Here is a 20,964-nt window from a genome sequence, read left to right as displayed (position 1 = left end):
AAGAGCGCACGCACTAGAGGATTTCGACTCGGTCGAGCGATTCCATGGTCAGCGCGCCGTCTTCCAACTTAAACAAGACGGTGCTTTGCTCTGCGACGTCGCCGCTAAGCAAGCCACGTGCGAGCTTAGTTTCGATTTGCTTTTGCAAAAAGCGCTTTAGAGGGCGTGCACCATAAACCGGATCGTAGCCTTTTTCACCAATCCATTTGCGAGCGGCGTCATCAAACTCGATGGTGATACCACGCTCCGCTAAGCGCTTATTCAGATCTGCCAAGAGTAAGTCTACAATCTGCGTAATCTCATCCAGTGTCAGCGGTTTGAACAAAACAGTGTCATCGATCCGATTCAGGAACTCTGGGCGGAAACCTTGACGCAGCTCTGCCATGACCGACTCACGCACCGTGTCTGGAATCTCTGTTCCAACCACACCTTCGGTGAGAAAACGACTGCCAACATTGGAGGTCATAATAATCACGGTATTTTTAAAATCTACCGTGTGCCCCTGTGCGTCGGTAATGCGCCCGTCGTCCATGACTTGTAAGAGCACATTGAATACATCGGGGTGCGCCTTCTCAATCTCATCGAAGAGCACCACGCTATAAGGCTTGCGACGCACGGCTTCGGTCAGCTGGCCACCTTCATCATAGCCCACGTATCCGGGAGGCGCGCCGATCAGGCGAGCCACGGCATGCTTTTCCATGTATTCGGACATATCAATACGCACGATATTATCCTCAGTATCGAAGAGTGTTTGCGCAAGGGTGCGCGCCAGCTCGGTCTTACCCACGCCGGTGGGCCCCAAGAAGAGGAAACTACCGATCGGCCGACGGGGATCTTTAATGCCGGCGCGGGCTCGTAGAATCGCCTCGGTGACTAATGTGACCGACTCATCTTGCCCCACCACGCGTTCATGCAGCACTTCTTCCAGACGCAAGAGTTTCTCTTTCTCGCCTTCGACGATACGTGTAACAGGCACGCCCGTCCACTTGGCAACGATGTCTGCAATCTCTTCCTGTGAGACCTCTTCTTTCAAGAGAGCCCCCTCTTTAGCCTCAACTGCTTCAAGTTGCTTGAGCTTAGCTTCGAGCTCAGGCATTTTGCCGTGGCGTAGCTGAGCCACTGTATTCAAATCATAATTACGCTCTGCTTTTTCCATCTCGATGCGTGTCGTATCGAGCTCTTCGCGCACTTGACGGATCTGGTCGATCGCGCCCTTTTCGCTCTCCCATTGCGAGCGAAGGGCGGACTCTTTTTCACGAATGTCGGCCAACTCGCGGGAGAGTGTCTTGAGACGTTCTTTGGACGCTTCATCTTTCTCGTTTTTCAGTGCAGCTTCTTCAATTTCAAGTCGGAGCGCACGACGCGTCAGCTCATCGAGCTCCTGTGGCATCGAGTCCATTTCAGTGCGTATCATCGCGCAGGCTTCGTCCACGAGATCGATCGCCTTATCGGGCAGGAAGCGCTCGCTGATATAGCGATGCGAGAGCACAGCAGCTTGCACCAGCGCGTTATCCTGAATGCGCACCCCGTGGTGTAACTCGAAGCGCTCGCGGATGCCGCGCAGAATCGAGATGGTGTCCTCGACATTGGGTTGATCGACTTGCACCGTTTGGAAACGGCGCTCTAGCGCGGCGTCCTTTTCGATGTATTTGCGATATTCATCGAGGGTCGTGGCCCCCACACAGTGCAACTCACCTCGTGCCAACATGGGCTTGAGCATATTACCCGCGTCCATCGCACCTTCGGTCTTTCCTGCGCCTACGATGGTGTGCAATTCATCAATGAATAGAAGAATGCGACCTTCGCTATTTTTAACTTCGGCCAGCACGGCCTTAAGGCGTTCTTCGAACTCACCCCGGTATTTGGCACCCGCCACCAAAGAACTCATGTCCAGTGCAAAGATAGTCTTGTCTTGCAAGCCTTCCGGCACATCGCCGCGCACGATGCGCTGCGCGAGACCTTCGACGATGGCCGTCTTACCCACACCAGGTTCACCAATGAGCACTGGGTTGTTTTTAGTCTTACGTGAAAGTATGCGAATCACACGGCGGATCTCAGAGTCGCGACCGATGACAGGGTCCATCTTCCCTTTACGTGCCTGTTCGACCAGATCGATCCCATATTTTTCGAGTGCTTCAAAAGTTGTCTCCGGATTACGAGAGGTCACCTTTTGACCGGCGCGCGCCGTTTCAATTGCTTTGCGCACTTTATCATGATCCAGTTCGAAGGAATCCAACAACTTCCCCAACTTACCCGTAGAACCTTTGAGCAAGCCAAGGAACAAGTGTTCCGTGCTTACAAAGTCATCGCCCAACTTGGCTTTGACCTTATCCGCCTCAGCGATTGCCTTTTGCAAGGCAGACGAAACATAGACTTGGCTGGCATTGACGCTGCCGGAAGCCTTGGGCAGGGCTTCAATTTCGCGCTTTACCGCTAGTTCGACAGCAGCGGGCGAAACTTGCATGCGCTCTAACAGTCCAGGCACGATGCCACCTTCTTGCTGCACCAATGCCAGTAATAGATGCCAGCTGTCGATCTCTTGCTGCCCATAATGACGGGCTAGATTTTGTGCCTCCTGCACAGCGAAGGCAGACTTTTCGGTAAATGTGTTAAAATCAATATTCATAGCTCTACCCTCGCATAAACCGTTCCAGCTCCGAATCACTAAAATCCAAATGCAATAGATTGATTAAAAGACACTTACAGCACTCACACAGAAAGACAAACTGGGCAAAAACACGACAAACCGAGACAACGCCAGCAAGAGTGAGACATTTTGACACAAACCAAGCAGTCTTTTTAAAAGGACAGGAGTCTCGACATTATAGCTGAAATCCTTATTCAAAATCCCATGCGCTCCCTACCAAGAACCCGTCGACTGATCGCCACACTCATACTGCCACTGATCTGTGTAAGCCTAGCGCAGGCCTATGAGCAAAGTAGTTACTTCATTTTTGATATTGTCCCCACTCAATCCTCGCAGCCGATTATAGGGCGCCTAGCTGTACCCGCCCAAGCAGTGGCGACGTCTCAAGCAGACGAAAAGACTCAAGCTGAAGCTCCGGCAAAACGCAGTGAGTTCGAGATCGACTTTCATCAACCGATCCAATCCAAGGGTAAAGGAGCGGCCGATTTCACTTTTGACGCAGTAATCAATGCGCCGGCAAGTTCGGACAGCAGCTTTGGCAACGATTCCTTCGACTTAGGCACAAATCAATCAATCTTCGGCAATTAATACAGCCAGCGAAACTGGCTATCCACGCAAACTAAGCTTTTAAGGTTTTCTTGGCGCGCTTTCTAGCTGGATACACCGTGCGGCAAATCTCACAGACAGTGCCATCGCAGCCGCGGGCAGTACAATACTCGCGCCCATAGAAAATAATTTGTAGGTGTAAGTCATTCCAACACGACTCTGGAAATAATCGCTTCAGATCTCGCTCGGTCTGGGCCACATTTTTCCCATTGGTGAGGCCCCAGCGCTGCGCAAGCCTATGAATGTGTGTGTCGACTGGAAACGCGGGCACCCCAAAGGCCTGTGCCATCACCACCGAAGCCGTCTTATGCCCCACAGCAGGCAGTGCTTCCAGCGCCTTCATATCGGCAGGCACCTCGCCGCCATGTTGATCCAATAAAATACGCGAAAGCCCCGCGATGCCCTTCGCTTTCATCGGCGAAAGCCCGCAAGGACGAATGATCGCGCGAATTTCCTCTTCAGGGATCTCTACCATCGCCTGCGGCGTATCTGCACGCTCGAAGAGTAAGGGCGTGATCTGATTGACCCGCACATCGGTGCACTGAGCCGAGAGCAGCACCGCAATCAACAAAGTATACGGGTCTTTATGATCCAAGGGCACAGGCGGCTCAGGATAGAGTTCCTGTAAGCGATTTTGAATATAAGCGGCGCGTTCTTTTTTAATCATTCGAAAAGGTGTCTTGTTTCTTGCTCAGCATAGAATCTTAAGCCAAAAATACAGCTAAGCTGCCTGCGACAAATTGAGCAATTTTAAAGCATAAATCCAAAGAAATGAAACTATCCGACTCCCTTCCTGAAGAACTGCGCGATACCCGTGCGGTCGAAGTGCTGGAACGCTCTTTGGCCCAGAACCGCCTCGGGCACGGCATCCTACTCCACGGAGAGAGCTTAGAAAGCCTCGAAACAATCGTAAGTGCGATCGCCGCCCATCTACTCGAAACGATGCGCAACCCTTTCGACCATCCAGATTGCTTTATCTTACGCCCGAGTGGCAAAGCTCGCTTGATCAAAGTGGGCAAGACAGAAGAAAACAACACCATGCGCAAGCTGGTGGTCGACATCGCCAAAAGCTCCAATCAAGGCGGGCGCAAGGTCGGCATCGTGATCGACGCCGATCGTATGAATCCGGCCTCTGCCAACGCCTTTCTGAAGACACTGGAAGAGCCGCCAGCCGGCACCACTCTATTTCTGCTAACGACGCGCCCTTACGACCTGCTCGACACCATTCGCAGCCGTTGCCTCAACTTCCGCATTCCGGCCACAATGGAAGGCATACAGCACCCCGACTGGCCCGCCTGGGTGGTCTCCTATCGCGAATGGCTCGGCCGCTTGATTAAAGGTCCCAACAAAAAGACCATTCCCCACATTATGATGGGCGCCTACGGCCTCAATGCGCGCTTTCAAGCGATTCTGAATGAAATGACAGCGACTGCCTGGAAAGCACAAAAAGAAACACTGCCCGAGCATATCAGCTCGGACGAAAAAGATGCCATGGAAGTCGGCCTAAGCAAAGGCTATCGCAAACAACTTTTCGCGGAGATCGAAAAAGCCACTGCCGGCTTTGCACGCGATATCGAAGCCCTCAACACAGGCGAGCTTCCTGCCAGCGCCCTGCACCGCGCCACCGAAGCCTTGGAAAAATCTGCCAGCCTGATGGAAATCAACTTCAACCAAGTCGCGGCCTTGGAACTCTTCTTCCTCAGTTCTCTAAGAATCTGGACAACGGCAAGGTAGAGCCGCCACGCTAAAATTAAAAGCGAAGGTTTTAATCACACAAGCGCTTGCCTTCTTCACTCAGCGCGAGCACCCTTAATCGCATGGACCCCTGCGATACCCCCGCCTGCCAATCCGCACGTGAAATCTTCCACGAATTGGACGATTACTACGATGATCATAATCTGTATTTCCAGACGATCAGTTCTGTACTCGAAGCGGCCAATTTGCTCAAAGTAGACCAGCGTCTGAAGCTGATCCTCTCGCAACCTAAGAATGAAATCATGGTGCACTGCCCCGTCAAAATGGACGATGGACGCTGGCAATTATTCAAAGGTTATCGCGTGCAACACAACAACGTACTGGGCCCCTACAAAGGCGGCATCCGCTACCACGGCGAAGTCAAACTGGACGAGGTCAAGACGCTGGCACTGCTCATGACGATGAAATGTGCGCTGGCCCGCCTGCCCTTCGGCGGCGCCAAAGGAGCACTTAAGATCGATCCACGCTCGATCAGCCGCAGCGAACTCGAACGCGTCACCCGCCGCCTCACCGCCGCACTGGGTAACAACATCGGGCCGGATTACGACATCCCTGCTCCTGACATGGGCACCAATGCACAAATCATGGCATGGATGGCGGACACCTATATCAATTTCGCCGAGTCCTCCACCAAGGTCACCGCACGCGGCGTCGTCACCGGCAAACCCCTCGAATTCGGCGGCTCCGCTGGGCGTGAAAAAGCCACTGGTCAGGGGCTGGTCTATGTGCTCGACGCCCTCCTCCCGGGCATGGACATGGAGATTTCAAAGCTCAGTTTCAGCCTGATCGGCTATGGCAATGTCGGCTCATGGACCGCTCGCTTACTCCAAGCACGCGGCAGTCAACTCAAAGCAGTGATGGACCACACCGGTGCCATCCGCAACGAAGCCGGCATCGACGCCGAAGCACTGGCGCAGCACGTGCAAGCCACTGGCGGCGTGAACGGTTTCGCCGGAGCCGACGCAATCGACGCGCCCAATTTCTACAGCACCCCGGTCGACCTCTTCATACCTGCCGCACTGGAGCAGATGGTGGACCTCGAACACGCCGAACGCTTACAATGTAAAGTGGTGGTCGAAGCGGCCAACGCTCCCACTACCCCACGCGCAGAGCAGCATCTACTCCAAAAAGGCGTGGAAGTGCTGCCCGCGATTCTGTGCAACGCCGGCGGTGTGACGGTGAGTTATTTCGAATGGAAGCAAAACCGACAATCCGAGACCTGGGACGAAGAGCTGGTCGACGAGCGTCTGCGTAAAGTGATGACACGCTCTGCCGAGCGCGTGCTGGCCACCGCCAAGCGCCTCGACTGCAGCATGCGCCTAGCCTCCTACGCGGCCGCGATCGCACACATCGATAAAGTCTATGAGATGCGCGGCGTATTTCCGTAAAGGCCCGCGAGCTAATCAGTGCCGATCAAGCTGACATATGAGAAGAACGCTAAACGGCATCTCCATATCATCCGCATTGTTTCTGCTCCTAGTCTATTGGCAGCGTCCTGACTGGGCCAGCGCAGTCACCATCTTTCCTGCGTGGAGTTGGTTAATTATATGGGGCTTGAGCCTCCCGGCTTACCGCCGCGCGTCCTTCAAGTTCGCTTGCATGCTCTGGTTACTGTTCACCTTTAGCTTTGTTGAAGAAATCAAATCTCTCAGTAGATTGCTACGCCCCGAACATTACATCACTTCTCAATTAAAAGTCATCACAGTCAATTGCTCAGGCTCAATAGATGCACTCCTCTCTGCCTTGGAGCTAGGCCCCGACATCGTATTAATACAAGAAACGCCACAACGGAATACGGTACTCGAATGGGTCAAGCAAAACAGCGACTACCAATATGCACACGGCGTGGACACCAGCATTCTAGTCAAAGGTCACATCCAACACATTGGAACCACGGCTTCCTTCTTTAATACAGCTTGGGCTGAAATCCGCGGCACACAGTACCACATCACCTCACTAAGACTCGCAACCAGTAATCCACGCATAGACCTATGGAACGCCAATTGCTGGACTCAACAACGACTCCAACGAGAGCGCCAAATGGAACAGATCGACAAAGTCGTGCAAGCACTCCCATCAGCGAGTTCAGATAGAACGATCTTACTAGGTGGCGATTTTAACGTAGCCCAAGGAGATCGCGTCTTTCAAGCAATCGATACGCGTCTTAGAGACAGCTTCGCCACAGGTGGCCGCGGTTGGTGTAACACAATCATGCATTCAATGCCGCTGTTACGAATCGATCAGATCTGGGCGAGTATCGATCTGCACGCACACGATGCCCATGTGGCAGAAGCTGCAAATACCGATCATCTCATGTATGTGGCTGCCTTCAGCCAGGCACCACCTTACGGCAAAGTTGACAAGTAAGGCAAAATCTACTTACACAATACCGATGTTAAAGGTAAAACTCTCTAGTAAGCGCCAAGCCACTTTCCCACGCGGGGTTTGCGAATCATTGGGACTAGAAGCCTGGTAACGAGATAGTATTGGAGGCAATCACAAGCGAAGGCAAAGAAAGCTGGACCCTGCGACCACAGAAGGCACGCCAGCGTACGTGGTTACATCGTTTAAGCCAGTACGCACCGGAAAAAGATCACTCTCAATGGAAGCAGTTCGCAGTTTCCAAGCAAGAAGCCCTGCTTATAGAAGTGCTTTGAACTGGCGCAAAATCTATCCTCCCGCTTAATGGGCGACTATGACTATAGATGAACGTCTCTCGAAATATCTTGATCAAACTCCAGCCATCGACGATTCGGCCTATGTGGCTGAAGGCGCCGTCGTCATTGGCGCCGTCTCCCTAGGGCTCAATTCCAGCGTCTGGCACAATGCAGTGCTGCGCGGCGACATCAATACCATCGAAATCGGCGAAGGCTCCAATGTGCAAGACGGCACCGTCGTGCACCTAGCCGACGACTACGGTGTAAAAGTCGGCAAATATGTAACCATCGGCCACTCAGCCATGATCCACGCCTGCGAAATTGGCGACGAATGCCTGGTCGGCATGCAAGCCACCATTCTTGACGGCGCTGTCATCGGCGAACAATCGATTATCGGTGCAGGCGCACTGGTAACAAAAGGCACGCAAATCCCCGCAGGCTCGCTAGTGCTCGGGGCTCCAGCTAAAGTGGTGCGCGCACTCAGCGATGCGGAACGCGCGGGACTGAAGGGACTCGCCGAAAAATACGTGACCGTCTCGCGTGGCCACAAAAAGCGTTTCAGCTAGAGCGCACGCAAGGCGAGCTTGACTCCAGTCTCACTGCCTCCGTGCGGAGCCTTCACACACGATCCGGCTGCCCCAAACCGCCTCGACCTGAAAACTCTCACGCCTAGGACAGCTGAGGCTTGCAATTCAGTCATAACTCCTTCTCATCAATGAGCGATTGAGACTTATTCTCAGCCGAGACCATTTTACCATGCGACTGAACGAAATCAAAAAAGGCGGACTTTTCCGCGTCAAAAACTTGGATTGCTGCAACGACTGCGTCTCGCGGCTGATGTCTATGGGCCTGTTGCCGGACCAAGAAATACGCCTCGTGCACGAAGCACCACTGGGCGATCCAATCGCAGTGGAATTCAACGGTTGCCACATCAGCGTGCGTCTGGAAGACGCTGCACACGTGGAGGTTGAAGCAATCTAATGAGCAGCGCAAAAGCCAACCGTCGCATTGCTCTGATCGGGAATCCGAACACGGGTAAGACTTCCCTCTTTAATATACTGACTGGAATGCGTCAGCGAGTGGGCAACTACTCTGGCGTCACGGTTGAAAAAAAGACAGGCACTTGGACTATGCCCAGCGGAGAGTCGGTCGAGTTAATCGATTTGCCGGGCACGTATAGTCTCAGCGCGAGTTCACTTGATGAGCGGGTAGCAGTTGACGTGATCAGTGGACATGGCATGGGCGGCCAGGCACCCGACTTAGTCGTAGTGGTGGTGGACGTCGAAAACCTGCGGCGTAATTTATTTCTAGCTTCGCAGGCCTCAGAGCTGGGAGTGCCCATGGTCATCGCACTCAACTGCTGGGATGTCGCCGAGAAAAAAGGGCTTCAAATCGACAGTAAACTTCTAGAGCAACGGCTTGGAGTTCCCGTCGTGCCCACAGTCGCTAAGCGCAAGAGCGGAACCGATGAATTGGCCAAAACGATCGAGAAGGCACTCGTAACGCGCCCGATTTTGGTACGTCCGAAATGGCCAGAGCCTGTGCAAAAGGCGATTGGCTCATTGAGAGAACAGCTTGTTGAGCAACGCAGCGAATCTCTGAGTGAAGGCGAATTACAGCGCCTGCTCTTTGATCGTAAGAGCGCAGTCACAGAACGGCTAAAGACTCCGGCCGATGAACACCAAGCAATCATTGAGGCTGCCCGCGAGCAACTATACAAAGATGGCTTTCAACCCGATGCCGCCGAATCGACGCTGCGCTTCCGCTTTTTAAATCCTCTACTCAACGACGTGCTGGAGCGCCAATCGGCGATGAAAAAGCGCAGCAAGTCCGAGAGCATCGATCAACTGCTACTACACAAATTCTGGGGCCTGCTGGTCTTCGTTGGGATGATGTATGTAGTCTTCCAATCCGTCTACACCTGGGCCGGCCCGATCATGGATCTGATCGAAACAGTCGTCGGCTGGGTGCAAGGGATCGCCTCGGATGCACTCGTCGCCACGCCCATGCTACAGAGTTTGGTCGCCGATGGCATCATCGGAGGTGTCGGCGCATTTTTGGTCTTTCTGCCGCAAATCCTGGTGCTCTTCTTTTTCATCTCACTGCTAGAGGCCTCAGGCTATATGGCACGAGCGGCCTTCCTGATGGATAAACTCTTTCAATGGTGTGGGCTCAACGGTAAGAGTTTCGTGCCACTGCTCACGAGTTTCGCCTGCGCAATCCCAGGCATTATGGCCACCCGCACGATCAACGACAACAAGGCGCGCTTGATCACGATTCTAGTCGCTCCGCTGATGAGTTGTTCGGCACGACTACCTGTCTATCTACTGCTAATCGGTGCATTTATCGAACCCAAATACGGCCCAAACGTCGCAGGTGCCGCACTCTTTGGCATGCACTTCATCGGCGCACTGGTAGCCGCCCCCTTTGCCTGGGCGCTCAATAAAACTCTAAATAAGGGGCGTAAGCCAATGCCATTTGTGATGGAATTGCCTCACTATCGGGTGCCACAAGTGAAGCTAGTTTTCCACCGCATGTATGAAAGTGGTAAAGAATTTGTCGTGCGGGCGGGCACAGTTATCTTCGCGATGACGATCATCATTTGGGCACTGTTATATTTCCCACGCTCCACGGAACTGGAAGAAGAGGTGACTGCAGAATACATCGGCCAAATCACGCAAGGTGCGATGAGCGAGATTTCCGGCGAGATTCAACTAGACGAAGCGCAGAGCACTGAATTAGAAGAACAAATCTCTGCCCGTTACCTCGAACAAAGCTATATGGGCCGTTTTGGTAAGTTTGTGCAGCCCATCTTCGCTCCCGCAGGCTACGACTGGAAGATCACCGTTGGCGTATTAGCCAGTTTTCCGGCACGTGAAATCATCATTTCAACTCTCGGAATCACTTATGCACTCGGTGGCGAGGTGGATGAGGAATCGGACGACTTGCGCAGCACGTTGAGCAATGCCAAATGGGAATCTGGCCCTCGCAAAGGTGAGCCCGTCTTTAATATTCCAGTCGCACTCTCGATCATGGTCTTCTTTGCCCTCTGCATGCAGTGCGGAGCCACCTTGGCTGTGATCGCCAAGGAACTCAACTGGTGGTGGGCTGCAGGTAGCTTTGTCGCACTGACAAGCTTCGCCTGGATCGCCGCCGTGGCCGTCTACCAAGTCGGCATGCTCTTTGTGTCATAGCACGTGGAGATGCACAGCTAATGGAAAGCATTGAAGTCATTATCGTCGCAGTAATCATTTTAGCGGCCCTACTCTATCTCTATCAGGCATTTAAGCCGAAGAAAAAGAGTAGCGCTCGCGGCTGCGGCTGTGGCACCGTCGACTGTAAAGTGCCCAAACCCAAACTTCAAAAGCCTAAAAAGTAAGTAAGGCCTCGGAGCTTCGCCGCCCGAGCTCCGTGCACTCATCAGCACTGTTCCCATGCCTGTTGCGAGCCTAGCCCACGCGCAGGCCCCAAGCGATGGCCACCAGAGCCAAGGTCAAGAGCCCGAGCCAAACTCGCGCTCGCTCAAGCACAGCAAATGCGCGTTGAAAAATCGCCCCCAAAAAGCCCAGCAGCAAGCCACACATAAAGCCGCTGATATGCGCCGCCACATCAACGATACCGTGCAGCGACCCATCGCCAATCCCGGTCAAGCCCAACAAGGTAATGCCCCCAAACACTGGTATAAACCAACGCGGCATAAGCCAGCTCTCTTGAGCCTCCGTCAACGCCACCCACAGCCCGACTCCGGTCAATAGACCCAGCGCTCCAAATACCGCGGTGGACGCACCGATCGAATAATGCGCTTCGGGAAAATAGACCCAAGCATTGAGTACATTACCAAGCACCCCACTCAGTAAAATCAACAACCACGCAGCCGCCGCGCCAAAAAATCGAGCGACGAAGAAGGCAAACCCCATTCCAGCGACTAGATTCGAGACCAGATGCACAATATCACCGTGTAAACACAGCGAAGTCAGCGCCCGCGTCCACTCGCCCCCAGAGATCATAGCCAGCGAGTCCCCACGGCCCAGATCCAGCGGATAACCAGCCTGTTGCCAGACGAAACAGCCGATCAATAACAAGGCATACAGCACAAAACTCAAGGAACTGAACGAGAATTCCAGAAATCGCGTGCCCATAAATCGATTGGGCACAGAGTCCAAGTCCAACATGGCTCGCAGCTCCGCCGCGACCAATGAAGCATCGGCTGCGGCCACACAAATTACATATTGCCCCGCATGGAATAAGGTCCAATACGCCTTGCCCATCGCGAGAATGGCGAGCCCGGCATCCCCTGCCGCAGAGAAATTCGCATACACAGCTACCGGAACCAAGCCCTCGGGAGCCTCGAAGCCTTGCAATAAAAACTCGCTCAAGACTGGATGATTTTTCAAACTCGCCATAGAGCGATTATGCTGTAGAGTCGACATCACAATCAATCTATTTACATAGACCAATTATGTTTAAAAAATTACTCCTAGGCCTCCTAATACTCGCTTTAATCGCTGGCGCAGCGGTCTATTACGTGTTATCGGGGGGGCTTAATCAGCAGATCAAAAAGGGCGTTGAGAAGTACGGCCCGCAAGTCACACAAACGGCTGTCACACTAGAAGACGTCAATCTCTCGATTTTATCAGGAAATGGCTCTTTAACTGGACTCAATGTCGCCAACCCCGAGGGTTTCAAGAGCGCAAATATCTTCTCTCTCGGTGAAATTGACCTGCAAGTCGATACGGGCACCGTCCTTAGCGACAAGATCATAATCGACCACATCCTGATCAAGAAGCCAGAAATCAGTTACGAAAAGACTCTAACGTCTTCCAACCTCAAGCAATTGCTGCAAAACATCGAAGAGTTTACTGGCCCGGCCGACAGCTCTGATGACACGGCAGCTACCCCCGAGCCTGAAACGGGCGCCAAAAAGCAGGTCGTCATCAAACAGCTCGTCATCGAAGAAGGCACTGTCTACGTCGGCGTGATGGGCGTAGGACAAACAGTCACTCTACCTCGCATAGAAATGAACGACATCGGTGAGGATGGGAAACAAATGACCATGGCTGAAGTCATCGATCTCGTGCTGAGCAAGGTTTTACAATCCATCGGTCCTGCCATTGCCAATGCGGGCGAGCTAGGCGGAGCCGCAGTCGAGGCACTTAAAACTCAAGGTCTTGAGAAAGTGGATCAAGCCAGTGAGAAAATTGGCGAAAGTATCAAAGGCCTGTTCGACAAGTAATTTTAACCAGCTTCACAAAGCATGAAAGCGATCATATGGGGCTCCTGTGGCTCACTTCCAGCTCCTAGCACATCGGAATCGATCCGTCAAAAGGTTCGAGATGCGATTTGGGGCGCTCGTGAACACAGCTTTGAGAACCTCGATGCAGTCGATGCCTACCTAGAAACCTTACCCCACTGCGAACGCGGCACTTACAAGGCCAATACCTCTTGCGTACAAATCCAAGCAAAGAGTGATGATTTCATCTTTTGCGATGCAGGCACTGGCTTGCGCGACTTCGCCCTCAGTCAGAGTAAAGACGCGCCCCCAGCCACCTACCACATCTTCATCTCACACTTGCACTGGGACCACATTCAAGGCTTCCCGTTTTTCACGCCTGCCTACAAAGCTGGAAATCGGATCATCTTTCACGGCTTCCATAAAGACACCGAACGTGCAATTCGCGCACAGATGGAGGCCCCCTGCTTTCCTGTTCCCTTCGAAGCAATGCAAGCCGACATCGAATTCGACATACGAGAAAATGGTGCTAGTTTTCAAGTCGATGATGTTCAAGTAACAACTATCAAGCAACAACACCCTGGGGACTCATGGGGCTACTGCTTTGAAGAGCACGGCAAGCGCATCATTTTCTCATCGGATTCTGAACACGGTCCTGAGGCCCGCGATGAAGGCTATCGCTTCGTCGACTTCTTCAGGGACGCCGACGTACTCATCTTTGACGGGCAGTATACCTTTGAAGAAGCAACCAACGAAAAGCGCAATTGGGGGCATTCCGACCACATGACAGCTGTCGAGCTCTCCGCCCGATCCAAGGTGCGTCAACTCATAGTCTTCCACCACGAGCCCGCCTACTCCGACGCAGATATCGAAGAAATCCACAAAGACGCTCTACGCTATAACGAAGATTACAATCAACGCATTTCCAAAGACACAAACTGCAAGACTTACCCCCAGCGCATCGAACTGGCCTTCGACGGCCTCGAGATCGAAGCTTAAAATATAATTACATGTCCGAAACAACCGACACGCCCACCATAGAAAATCGCAAAATATCCAAAGCCGAAATTAACGAGCTACCTTTAATTGCTTGGGAGGGAGAAATACAAATATTAGAGAGCATCGAAACGATGGAAGCCGCCGTCGCTAAACTTGTGAATGAAGCGCATCTGGGCTTCGACACAGAGACACGGCCAACTTTCAAAAAGGGGCAATACTACCCACCTGCACTGATACAACTAGCCACGGAGCATTGCGTGTATCTGTTTCGTATCAACAAAACTGAGACCTTTGAACCGCTACTCCCATTGCTCGAATCTCCCGATATTATAAAGACTGGCGTTGCGATTAAGGATGACGTTAAAGAGCTCCGCGCGATGGCAGAATTTTCCCCGGCTGGCTTTGTTGAAATTGCCGACATCACTCTCAAGCTCGGCTACGAAAATCGCGGCTTGCGCGCCCTAGCAGGCTTAATCATGAAAGGCCGTATTAGCAAAGCCGCACAAGTTTCCAATTGGGCACGTGCAGATCTCGATCAAAAACAAATTCGCTACGCAGCGACCGATGCTTGGATCAGCCGCGAGATCTACCGTAAAGCAATTGCCGAACGCGATGCTTAAAATTGCCTGATACAATATCAGGATTCAATAAACATATCGCGCAGTAACAAGAACCACGAAGCTGATAGCGTAAAAACCAAGAGCACTGAACCGATAACCACCATAGTCATCGCGAACTTTGGATAGGGGATCGCATTGCTCACGCCAAATACCTGGTTACAAATTGTATTCCGAAGTTCCCGTTTTTTCTCTTCAGAGCTAACAATCATAAAGATGCCAATCACCCCCGGCAGGATACAAATAGCCATTTTAATGATGAGAATTGCGAAACTGAGATTTAAAAGCTGCATAGGATTATAAATGGAGTAAGTCTCAATGATGAGATGTCCAGCAAATGCCAACCCAAAAATCAACGCCAATGTTAAGCTGATTTTTTAAACAATTAACAATTGATCTTTAAGATTTCTGAGTTTTGGCTAGCTGCATGATTCCAAGCAAAATCAAAAATCTTTCCTTACTAGCGTTTACTCCGATTCCGCTATTGGTTATCGCAGAAGGCACCCAAACGCTGCCAACGCTCTACATTGATGCGCAGCAAACAGCGAACATACGCCCAGTCACCACCTACGAATCGCCAGTCTCAAACCTGGAGTTCGAACCGCGCGTCGACCTGCAATCACGTAATATGTCGGAGGCGCAAGGCGACGTCACCATTCGTGGTGGTATCTTCGAAAGCACCGGCTTCCGAGTGGGCAGTGCCACTCTAATCGACCCGCAAACCGGTCACTACTTCGCCGAGCTACCCATCGCGCCGGAAATGCTCGAACGCGCCGAAGTGTTCACAGGCATCGACAATGCACTTTACGGCTTCAATAGCACAGTGGGCACCATCACTTACGGATGGAGTCAGATCGCCGACGGCGGCAGCTTAACAGTCGGCGGCGGTGACCACGACCTCAACTTTCAACGTATCCACCACGGCATGACAGGCACCCTCGGTGAAAGTGGCGAATGGAGTTGGGGCATCGAGGCGGAAGTCTCTCGCTCCGAAAGCGATGGCACCCTTGAGTTTGGCGACAGCGACTTCAACCGCACCACCGGACGCGCGCAAATACTCGGCCCCAATTCGCAGACCGACTTTTTTGCCGGCTATCAGTCGAAAAACTTCACTTGGCCCAATATGTACACGCCACCTGCAGGTGCCTTCGTTGGTGCCATCGAAACAGAAAAGCTAAAAACCCGGCTCTTCATGCTCAATCATCAGCAAACTTATGGAAATTCGAATTGGTTCGAGATCACAGCTTACCACAGAATCAATAAGGACAATTACCTCCTAGATGCGACAGGCTTTGACTACACAGCAGAGCACGAAACAAGCGTCAGTTCACTAGGAGTGAGCGGCCAACATGAGATCAACGAGCAGATCGCTCTGAACTATTCAGCGCAACTCACTGCCGATGAAATTGATTCGACTAGCCTCGTCTTCGGCGACTTCAATTCCAGAAGTTATCGCAGCATTTCATTCTTACCGCAATATCGCTTCAACATCGACGAACGCAGCACATTGACAGTACGAGCAGGCGCAACTTACGACGACTCAAACCGTAACGAATCCGAGCTATCTCCCATAGCAGATATCACCTGGAAACGCGTCAATTCAAGTGCTAGCAACGATACAATTTATCTATCTTATGCTGAAACCTCCCAATTAGCCGGCTACACAGCCATCAATGGCAGCGATAGTAGCGGCGTTTTTCAAAGCAACTACGAGCTCGACAGAGAAACCAGCAAAAACCTGGAATTAGGAAGCAAGCTACAACGTGCCGAATGGAGCCTCGAAGCTGCAATCTTTTACCGTTGGGATCAGGATCTGGTCGATTGGACCTACGAGAGCAACCCCTTCGCTCGCAGCGCGAACCCAGTCGACATCGAAACATTCGGCGTTGAGCTCATCGGCACCAAACGTTGGGGCGATTTCGAAGGTATCGCCAGCTATACCCACCTGCATAAAGATGAAGACTACAATAACGACGCCATAGTCGGGAGCTTCTACGCACTCAACTATGCCAAGCATCGCGTGACCCTAGGCGCGATCTGGCGCCCGAATGAGATTATTGAGATTCGTATCGACAACGAATGGCGCGAGAATGAAGCGAACGCGCTACGCAACGGCAGTGATTCCGCACTTTTCACCCACTTCGGCCTCAGCATTTACCCACCATCCATCAAGGACTTAGAGCTTTTCTTCGCGATCGACAACGCTTGGGATGACGGCTTCGAAGACGTGCCTGGCACCCCGGGGCGCGGCGACCAATACAGCGCAGGTGCCACTTTCCGTTGGTAGTTCGCGTTAATACTGCCCATTCTCTTGGCGCTCCAGTTCGGCCAATTCTTCCTGAGCCTTAGCAATGCGCGCTTGCGCTTCTTGAATGCGACGCGCGCGCGCTTGCGACTCTTCGTAAGATTTTTTCTTAGCGGCCAACTCAGCTTCCACTCGTGCGGCTTCACGCTCTGCAGCAGCCACATCGGCCGAAGTGGAATTGCGAGCAATCTCATCACGCACCCGCTTCGCTTCCAAAGCTTTAATGTCCTGTTCTAGCTTCTCCTGCTGCAAGACTTCCTGCTCATACTCATATTGACGCTGCGCCTCAGCTGCCTGCAGCTCTTCTTGACGCTGATCGATCTGATTACCAGCCATGCCACCTAAAGCACCTCCCAGCACCGCGCCGGCCACCACATTGATATCATCGCCATCGCCCATCTGGGCACCCGCGATGCCTCCCAGCACGGCACCCGCAAGTATACCGAGATCGCGACCACGATTGGGATTATTCTGACAGCCCGTTGCAAAAATGAGAGCCAAGATTAAGATGGTAGAGGCAAAAAGTTTGTTCATAACGCTATCAATAAGTGCCCTTGCAGAAATTGCAATGCACAGAATAATAAGACCTCCTCTCAATCTAAAGTTCCGAGCTATCTATGAGTCTACGAAATCCTGAACGCGGCCTCTTCTCTGTCAAAGGCCTCATTTTCACCCTCGGTTTGATCGCCTCCTTCATTTTTGTCGGCACTCTCTACGGTCTCATCATACGCCCCGGCGCCAATAAGGCTGATCTGGCTAACAGCTACGGCGTCGATGTCGGCAGCTCTTTCTCCAGCCTATTCGTTATACTCAAAGACTATGAGCAGCAAATTTGTATCTCCCTCTTTCTCTGGGGGCTGATGATCCTGATCTATAAATTCATACTGCTTAACTACGAGGCCAAGACACTCGGCCGCTTCGCTCCCGAGAGCGAGGGGCTGGATACGGAGCCCGAAGTCGATCTACTGGCTGGCGCGCGCAGCATTACACGCGAGCGCGCTGGCGCACTCTCTGCCGAGATTGATAGCAAGAGCCAACAGCAGGACTTGCATAATAAGATCCTCCCCTACGTGATGGCGCGTGGGCTCGAACGCTATCACATGACAGGCAGCGTGCCCGAAGCCACCGAAACTATCATGGGCCGACTTGAAGTGGCCTCCGAGCAACAAGAAAGCGAGCTCTCCATGCTCCGCTACCTCGTCTGGGCGATCCCTTCCATCGGTTTCATAGGCACCGTGCGCGGGATCGGCGTCGCCCTGCAGCGCGCTGACGAAGCGCTACAAGGCGACATTTCCGGCGTCACCAGTGCGCTGGGCGTAGCCTTCAACTCCACTCTGGTGGCCCTCTTTATCAGTATCGTGCTGATGCTGCTCATTCACCTACTACAAGGCGGCCAGGAAGGCCTGATTCTGCGTCTACAAACCTTCTGCCGCGAGCAACTCATCGATAAACTCTACGACCGCGAAGAAACCGCTATCCGTGAGCAGCAGACCGAGGATAAAGAGCAGAAGTCCGCCAGCCAAGACGAAGCAAGGAGCGAAGGTTAAACCTCAGCCCACTGCCAAGCACTTAAACTAGAGATTATTTCCCGTGAAACGTCGCCGCGAAACACAGAGCTCCGCGCTTTCTTTTATGGACTGCATATGCTGCGGTTTCGGGGCCGTGCTCTTGCTCTTCATTCTCACGGCAAAGGCGCAAATCACCGATAGCCAAGAACAGGCCACTCAATCGCAAGCGGCCGCCGAAACACTGCAGGCCGCCATTCGCGAAACTGAAGCGAAGCAAATGGCACTGGAAAAAGAGATCGAAGCTCTGGATCCGCAACCAGACAGCAACGCGACCAGCGTCGCTCAATTGGCCGCCGAACAAGAACGCCTCGCGAAAGCGATTGAAGCACAGGCCGAAGCCCTCGCAGCACTGGAATCCGAGGCCGAACCCAGCGAAGAGCCCGCGGCACTCGATCGCCCCTCTGCCGACAACAGCTACCTCTCAGGCCTACGCTTACGCGCCCCACGTGCGGTCATTCTACTCGAAAGCTCCGGCAGCATGCTGGCAGAAGATGCCAACAGCGCCGTGCAAATCATCCAACAAGGCAGCGGCAGCAACGCCCCCAAATGGCTCCGCAGTAAAGCCGCCGTGCGCGCCGTGCTAGCAGCCATCCCCAAAGGCACCCAAGTGGCGATCTTTGCCATGGCTGAAAATACCCAAGCACTCTCCGGTAGCCCACAAAATCCTTATATCGATCCCTACGATAACAACGCCCTGCTCTCCTGCTTGGATCGCCTCGACAAACTCCAAGCCAGCGGGGGCGCAGACCTCGCCAAAGCCCTGCAAACCGTCAACCAACTCCAGCAACGCGCCAGCAGTTTATTACTGATCGGCGACGGACTCCCCAGCGCTCCGGCGCCCAGCAACGGAGCCCTCAGCGAAGCCGACCGGGTGCAACTCTTCAACCGCGCCATGGCCCAGCAATTTACCTATCCCTTCAACACCATCCTCTTCCCCTTCGAAGGCGATCCCTCCGCGGCGGGCCTCTTCTGGAAACTCAGCGGCCGCACCGGAGGCATCACCCTCATCCCCGACAACGACTGGCCGGCCGCGCACTAACGCTAGCGCAATGGCGGATGGCGGATGAATAATAACTGACATCATTTATCCCCCATCATTCATCATTCATCACCCATCCCCCATCATTCATCATTCATCATTCATCCCCCATCATTCATCATTCATCCCCCATCCATAAATGATTAAACGCCGCCCCATAGAGGTCTTTAGCCTCTCTTTTCTCGACTGCCTCTGCTGTGGCTTCGGGGCGATCCTGCTATTGTTCATCCTCTCGATCGGCTCAGGACCGCACGGCGTCGAAAGTGAAATCGACGTGCCCACCCTAAAGTCCATGCAGGCACAGCTCGCCATGCTGGAAGCCGATGTCGCTGAAAAGGCCGCCTTGCTGGAAGCCGCCATTCATAGCGAACAAACGAGCGCCGAGCGTGAACGCATCCTTTCCCTCATTCAAGAACTGGAGTCCCAACTCGCCGACTTACAACAAGAGTATGACAGCCGCAAGGCCAACCTCAGCACTGCCGCGCAGGCCGCCTCCGAGGCCAATCGCTTACTGCAAAGCTTTAAACACGAAGACCTCCCCCCCATTGGATTGCCAGCCGAAGCCACCCACGTCGCCTTCGTCATCGATACCTCCGGTAGTATGCGCAACCAAATGACCGCTCAATTGCACTACAGCGTGATTGACCAAATCCGAGAACTCTTGGACAGCCTGCCCGAGGTGCGCAGCATCCAGTTCCTCGATTCCAGCGGTAATTATATGATCGGCAACCGCGCAGGCTTCTGGCTGCCCGACACCTCTGGCCTGCGACAACAAGCCTTGAAGCAAATCCTCAATTATCGAGTCGCCAGCGTCAGCGATCCCGAACCCGGTCTACGCCGTGCCATACGCGACCTCAAGCCCAGCCTCAAAGCCGACGATTCCATGAGCATTTATTTCATCGGCGACGACTTTCGCGGCTCGACCCAGAGCCTCCTCATCCAGCTCGACCGCCTCAACCCACGCAATCCCGCCACTGGCAAGCGCCCCGTATCCATCAGCGCCATAGGATTCCCCACTCTCATCAACCCCTTCCGACTCGGCGCCGCACAAGGCAACGAGCGCTACGCCAACATCATGCGCGAAATCGCCGAAGCCCACGACGGCGTGCTGATCTTGAAGCCGAGCCTTTAGGAATCCACTTCGGTCAAATCCCCCGTCACGTAGCGGTGCAAGACGCTCGATACCAGCGTTTGATACGGCATACCGTAGCGATTCGCTTTTTTCTGCAAAGCACTCAAGTCGCGCGACGAGATACGAATATTGATCCGTTTATCTTTGTTGTAGGTCTGCTGTGCCGCCTCCTTCAATCGCTCAGCCTCTCGATCATTGGGAGCTCTGGCTGCATCCAAAATACCATCCTCAGCCTCAAGCAGTTCTTTTTCGTAATTATCTTCTTTCATCGCTTTTCCTCCAAGTAATGTTTCGTCGCTTTCCGGCTCGGTATAATTGTTTTCAAGAATAAACCCGAGTCATTCTCAACATACGGCACCATATAGACATAGTCATTCATACGGACATACATGATTCTCTGATTCGGATA

21 protein-coding genes are annotated in these 20,964 nt (G+C 53.0%); 15 read left to right on the top strand and 6 right to left on the bottom strand.

Annotated elements, in window-relative coordinates:
• Nucleotides 1-13: 13 nt before the first annotated feature.
• Nucleotides 14-2,626 carry an ATP-dependent chaperone ClpB gene (gene clpB, locus QEH52_RS09120; protein WP_308949887.1) on the bottom strand — a complete coding sequence of 871 codons (2,613 nt, stop codon included), beginning with the start codon at nt 2,624-2,626 and terminating at the stop codon, nt 14-16.
• A 225-nt stretch (nt 2,627-2,851) separates the two neighbouring features.
• On the opposite strand from clpB, the gene QEH52_RS09115 reads away from it, so the two are divergent.
• A complete protein-coding gene (locus tag QEH52_RS09115) occupies nt 2,852-3,235 on the top strand; it encodes a hypothetical protein (protein WP_308949886.1) in 384 nt (127 codons plus the stop codon).
• A gap of 31 nt (nt 3,236-3,266) precedes the next feature.
• Here QEH52_RS09115 and nth read toward each other — a convergent pair whose 3' ends face one another.
• Nucleotides 3,267-3,920 carry an endonuclease III gene (gene nth / locus QEH52_RS09110; protein WP_308949885.1) on the bottom strand — a complete coding sequence of 218 codons (654 nt, stop codon included), beginning with the start codon at nt 3,918-3,920 and terminating at the stop codon, nt 3,267-3,269.
• Between the two features lie 104 nt (nt 3,921-4,024).
• On the opposite strand from nth, the gene QEH52_RS09105 reads away from it, so the two are divergent.
• The 7 genes from QEH52_RS09105 (at nt 4,025) to QEH52_RS09075 (ending at nt 11,044) form a co-directional block, all read left to right on the top strand.
• Nucleotides 4,025-4,987, top strand: a complete 963-nt coding sequence (locus tag QEH52_RS09105) for a hypothetical protein (protein ID WP_308949884.1) — start codon at nt 4,025-4,027, stop codon at nt 4,985-4,987.
• 83 nt (nt 4,988-5,070) lie between these two features.
• Complete coding sequence (locus QEH52_RS09100; RefSeq protein WP_308949883.1) at nt 5,071-6,396, top strand: Glu/Leu/Phe/Val family dehydrogenase; 1,326 nt, start codon at nt 5,071-5,073, stop codon at nt 6,394-6,396.
• Nucleotides 6,397-6,433: 37 nt separating this feature from the next.
• Complete coding sequence (locus QEH52_RS09095; protein ID WP_308949881.1) at nt 6,434-7,375, top strand: endonuclease/exonuclease/phosphatase family protein; 942 nt, start codon at nt 6,434-6,436, stop codon at nt 7,373-7,375.
• 328 nt (nt 7,376-7,703) lie between these two features.
• Complete coding sequence (locus tag QEH52_RS09090) at nt 7,704-8,231, top strand: gamma carbonic anhydrase family protein (RefSeq protein ID WP_308949878.1); 528 nt, start codon at nt 7,704-7,706, stop codon at nt 8,229-8,231.
• 190 nt (nt 8,232-8,421) lie between these two features.
• Complete coding sequence (locus QEH52_RS09085; RefSeq protein WP_308949877.1) at nt 8,422-8,646, top strand: FeoA family protein; 225 nt, start codon at nt 8,422-8,424, stop codon at nt 8,644-8,646.
• Nucleotides 8,646-10,859: a ferrous iron transport protein B gene (gene feoB / locus QEH52_RS09080; protein ID WP_308949875.1), complete on the top strand. Its 2,214-nt coding sequence runs from the start codon at nt 8,646-8,648 to the stop codon at nt 10,857-10,859. Before QEH52_RS09085 ends, feoB begins: the two co-directional genes overlap by 1 nt.
• A gap of 20 nt (nt 10,860-10,879) precedes the next feature.
• Complete coding sequence (locus tag QEH52_RS09075) at nt 10,880-11,044, top strand: FeoB-associated Cys-rich membrane protein (RefSeq protein WP_308949873.1); 165 nt, start codon at nt 10,880-10,882, stop codon at nt 11,042-11,044.
• Between the two features lie 70 nt (nt 11,045-11,114).
• Here QEH52_RS09075 and QEH52_RS09070 read toward each other — a convergent pair whose 3' ends face one another.
• The gene (locus QEH52_RS09070; protein ID WP_308949872.1) at nt 11,115-12,068 is read right to left on the bottom strand and encodes a rhomboid family intramembrane serine protease; all 954 of its coding nucleotides are present in this window, start codon (nt 12,066-12,068) and stop codon (nt 11,115-11,117) included.
• 56 nt (nt 12,069-12,124) lie between these two features.
• On the opposite strand from QEH52_RS09070, the gene QEH52_RS09065 reads away from it, so the two are divergent.
• Genes QEH52_RS09065 through QEH52_RS09055 form a run of 3 tightly spaced genes read left to right on the top strand, consistent with a single transcriptional unit; the run spans nt 12,125 to nt 14,514 of the window.
• On the top strand, nt 12,125-12,898 hold the full coding sequence (locus QEH52_RS09065) for an AsmA family protein (protein ID WP_308949871.1): 774 nt from the start codon (nt 12,125-12,127) through the stop codon (nt 12,896-12,898).
• Between the two features lie 21 nt (nt 12,899-12,919).
• The gene (locus QEH52_RS09060; protein ID WP_308949870.1) at nt 12,920-13,894 is read left to right on the top strand and encodes an MBL fold metallo-hydrolase; all 975 of its coding nucleotides are present in this window, start codon (nt 12,920-12,922) and stop codon (nt 13,892-13,894) included.
• Nucleotides 13,895-13,905: 11 nt separating this feature from the next.
• Nucleotides 13,906-14,514: a 3'-5' exonuclease gene (locus QEH52_RS09055; RefSeq protein ID WP_308949869.1), complete on the top strand. Its 609-nt coding sequence runs from the start codon at nt 13,906-13,908 to the stop codon at nt 14,512-14,514.
• Nucleotides 14,515-14,531: 17 nt separating this feature from the next.
• Here the strand turns inward: QEH52_RS09055 and QEH52_RS09050 are convergent, their stop codons facing one another.
• Nucleotides 14,532-14,804, bottom strand: a complete 273-nt coding sequence (locus QEH52_RS09050) for a hypothetical protein (RefSeq protein ID WP_308949868.1) — start codon at nt 14,802-14,804, stop codon at nt 14,532-14,534.
• A 134-nt stretch (nt 14,805-14,938) separates the two neighbouring features.
• On the opposite strand from QEH52_RS09050, the gene QEH52_RS09045 reads away from it, so the two are divergent.
• Nucleotides 14,939-16,798 carry a TonB-dependent receptor plug domain-containing protein gene (locus QEH52_RS09045; RefSeq protein WP_308949867.1) on the top strand — a complete coding sequence of 620 codons (1,860 nt, stop codon included), beginning with the start codon at nt 14,939-14,941 and terminating at the stop codon, nt 16,796-16,798.
• Between the two features lie 6 nt (nt 16,799-16,804).
• Here the strand turns inward: QEH52_RS09045 and QEH52_RS09040 are convergent, their stop codons facing one another.
• Nucleotides 16,805-17,350 (bottom strand): glycine zipper 2TM domain-containing protein, encoded by a 546-nt coding sequence (locus QEH52_RS09040; protein WP_308949865.1) that lies wholly within the window; start codon nt 17,348-17,350, stop codon nt 16,805-16,807.
• 83 nt (nt 17,351-17,433) lie between these two features.
• Between QEH52_RS09040 and QEH52_RS09035 the strand changes: the two genes are divergently transcribed.
• The 3 genes from QEH52_RS09035 (at nt 17,434) to QEH52_RS09025 (ending at nt 20,555) form a co-directional block, all read left to right on the top strand.
• On the top strand, nt 17,434-18,363 hold the full coding sequence (locus tag QEH52_RS09035) for a MotA/TolQ/ExbB proton channel family protein (protein WP_308949862.1): 930 nt from the start codon (nt 17,434-17,436) through the stop codon (nt 18,361-18,363).
• A gap of 43 nt (nt 18,364-18,406) precedes the next feature.
• A complete protein-coding gene (locus QEH52_RS09030; protein WP_308949861.1) occupies nt 18,407-19,423 on the top strand; it encodes a vWA domain-containing protein in 1,017 nt (338 codons plus the stop codon).
• A gap of 139 nt (nt 19,424-19,562) precedes the next feature.
• Nucleotides 19,563-20,555, top strand: coding sequence for a vWA domain-containing protein (locus tag QEH52_RS09025; protein WP_308949859.1), 993 nt, complete (start codon nt 19,563-19,565; stop codon nt 20,553-20,555).
• On the opposite strand, the gene QEH52_RS09020 is transcribed toward QEH52_RS09025, so the two are convergent.
• Nucleotides 20,552-20,824, bottom strand: a complete 273-nt coding sequence (locus QEH52_RS09020; protein WP_308949858.1) for a hypothetical protein — start codon at nt 20,822-20,824, stop codon at nt 20,552-20,554. The genes QEH52_RS09025 and QEH52_RS09020 overlap by 4 nt on opposite strands.
• Nucleotides 20,825-20,964: the final 140 nt, after the last annotated feature.

This window comes from Thalassobacterium maritimum (assembly GCF_031127805.1).
Classification (GTDB): domain Bacteria; phylum Verrucomicrobiota; class Verrucomicrobiia; order Opitutales; family Coraliomargaritaceae; genus Thalassobacterium; species Thalassobacterium maritimum.
Note: the sequence above shows the minus strand (reverse complement) of the source record. Positions and strands in the feature narration are given on the sequence as shown.

What these genes read in the sequence shown, in the direction of transcription:
- QEH52_RS09090 (WP_308949878.1), top strand. Translation starts at nt 7,704, where the DNA reads ATGACTATAGATGAACGTCTCTCGAAATATCTTGATCAAACTCCAGCC.
- clpB (WP_308949887.1), bottom strand. Translation starts at nt 2,626, where the DNA reads ATGAATATTGATTTTAACACATTTACCGAAAAGTCTGCCTTCGCTGTG.
- QEH52_RS09105 (WP_308949884.1), top strand. Translation starts at nt 4,025, where the DNA reads ATGAAACTATCCGACTCCCTTCCTGAAGAACTGCGCGATACCCGTGCG.
- QEH52_RS09060 (WP_308949870.1), top strand. Translation starts at nt 12,920, where the DNA reads ATGAAAGCGATCATATGGGGCTCCTGTGGCTCACTTCCAGCTCCTAGC.
- QEH52_RS09115 (WP_308949886.1), top strand. Translation starts at nt 2,852, where the DNA reads ATGCGCTCCCTACCAAGAACCCGTCGACTGATCGCCACACTCATACTG.
- QEH52_RS09045 (WP_308949867.1), top strand. Translation starts at nt 14,939, where the DNA reads ATGATTCCAAGCAAAATCAAAAATCTTTCCTTACTAGCGTTTACTCCG.
- QEH52_RS09095 (WP_308949881.1), top strand. Translation starts at nt 6,434, where the DNA reads ATGAGAAGAACGCTAAACGGCATCTCCATATCATCCGCATTGTTTCTG.
- QEH52_RS09075 (WP_308949873.1), top strand. Translation starts at nt 10,880, where the DNA reads ATGGAAAGCATTGAAGTCATTATCGTCGCAGTAATCATTTTAGCGGCC.
- QEH52_RS09025 (WP_308949859.1), top strand. Translation starts at nt 19,563, where the DNA reads ATGATTAAACGCCGCCCCATAGAGGTCTTTAGCCTCTCTTTTCTCGAC.
- QEH52_RS09035 (WP_308949862.1), top strand. Translation starts at nt 17,434, where the DNA reads ATGAGTCTACGAAATCCTGAACGCGGCCTCTTCTCTGTCAAAGGCCTC.
- QEH52_RS09070 (WP_308949872.1), bottom strand. Translation starts at nt 12,068, where the DNA reads ATGGCGAGTTTGAAAAATCATCCAGTCTTGAGCGAGTTTTTATTGCAA.
- QEH52_RS09020 (WP_308949858.1), bottom strand. Translation starts at nt 20,824, where the DNA reads ATGAAAGAAGATAATTACGAAAAAGAACTGCTTGAGGCTGAGGATGGT.
- QEH52_RS09040 (WP_308949865.1), bottom strand. Translation starts at nt 17,350, where the DNA reads ATGAACAAACTTTTTGCCTCTACCATCTTAATCTTGGCTCTCATTTTT.
- QEH52_RS09100 (WP_308949883.1), top strand. Translation starts at nt 5,071, where the DNA reads ATGGACCCCTGCGATACCCCCGCCTGCCAATCCGCACGTGAAATCTTC.
- QEH52_RS09050 (WP_308949868.1), bottom strand. Translation starts at nt 14,804, where the DNA reads ATGCAGCTTTTAAATCTCAGTTTCGCAATTCTCATCATTAAAATGGCT.
- QEH52_RS09085 (WP_308949877.1), top strand. Translation starts at nt 8,422, where the DNA reads ATGCGACTGAACGAAATCAAAAAAGGCGGACTTTTCCGCGTCAAAAAC.
- QEH52_RS09065 (WP_308949871.1), top strand. Translation starts at nt 12,125, where the DNA reads ATGTTTAAAAAATTACTCCTAGGCCTCCTAATACTCGCTTTAATCGCT.
- QEH52_RS09055 (WP_308949869.1), top strand. Translation starts at nt 13,906, where the DNA reads ATGTCCGAAACAACCGACACGCCCACCATAGAAAATCGCAAAATATCC.
- nth (WP_308949885.1), bottom strand. Translation starts at nt 3,920, where the DNA reads ATGATTAAAAAAGAACGCGCCGCTTATATTCAAAATCGCTTACAGGAA.
- feoB (WP_308949875.1), top strand. Translation starts at nt 8,646, where the DNA reads ATGAGCAGCGCAAAAGCCAACCGTCGCATTGCTCTGATCGGGAATCCG.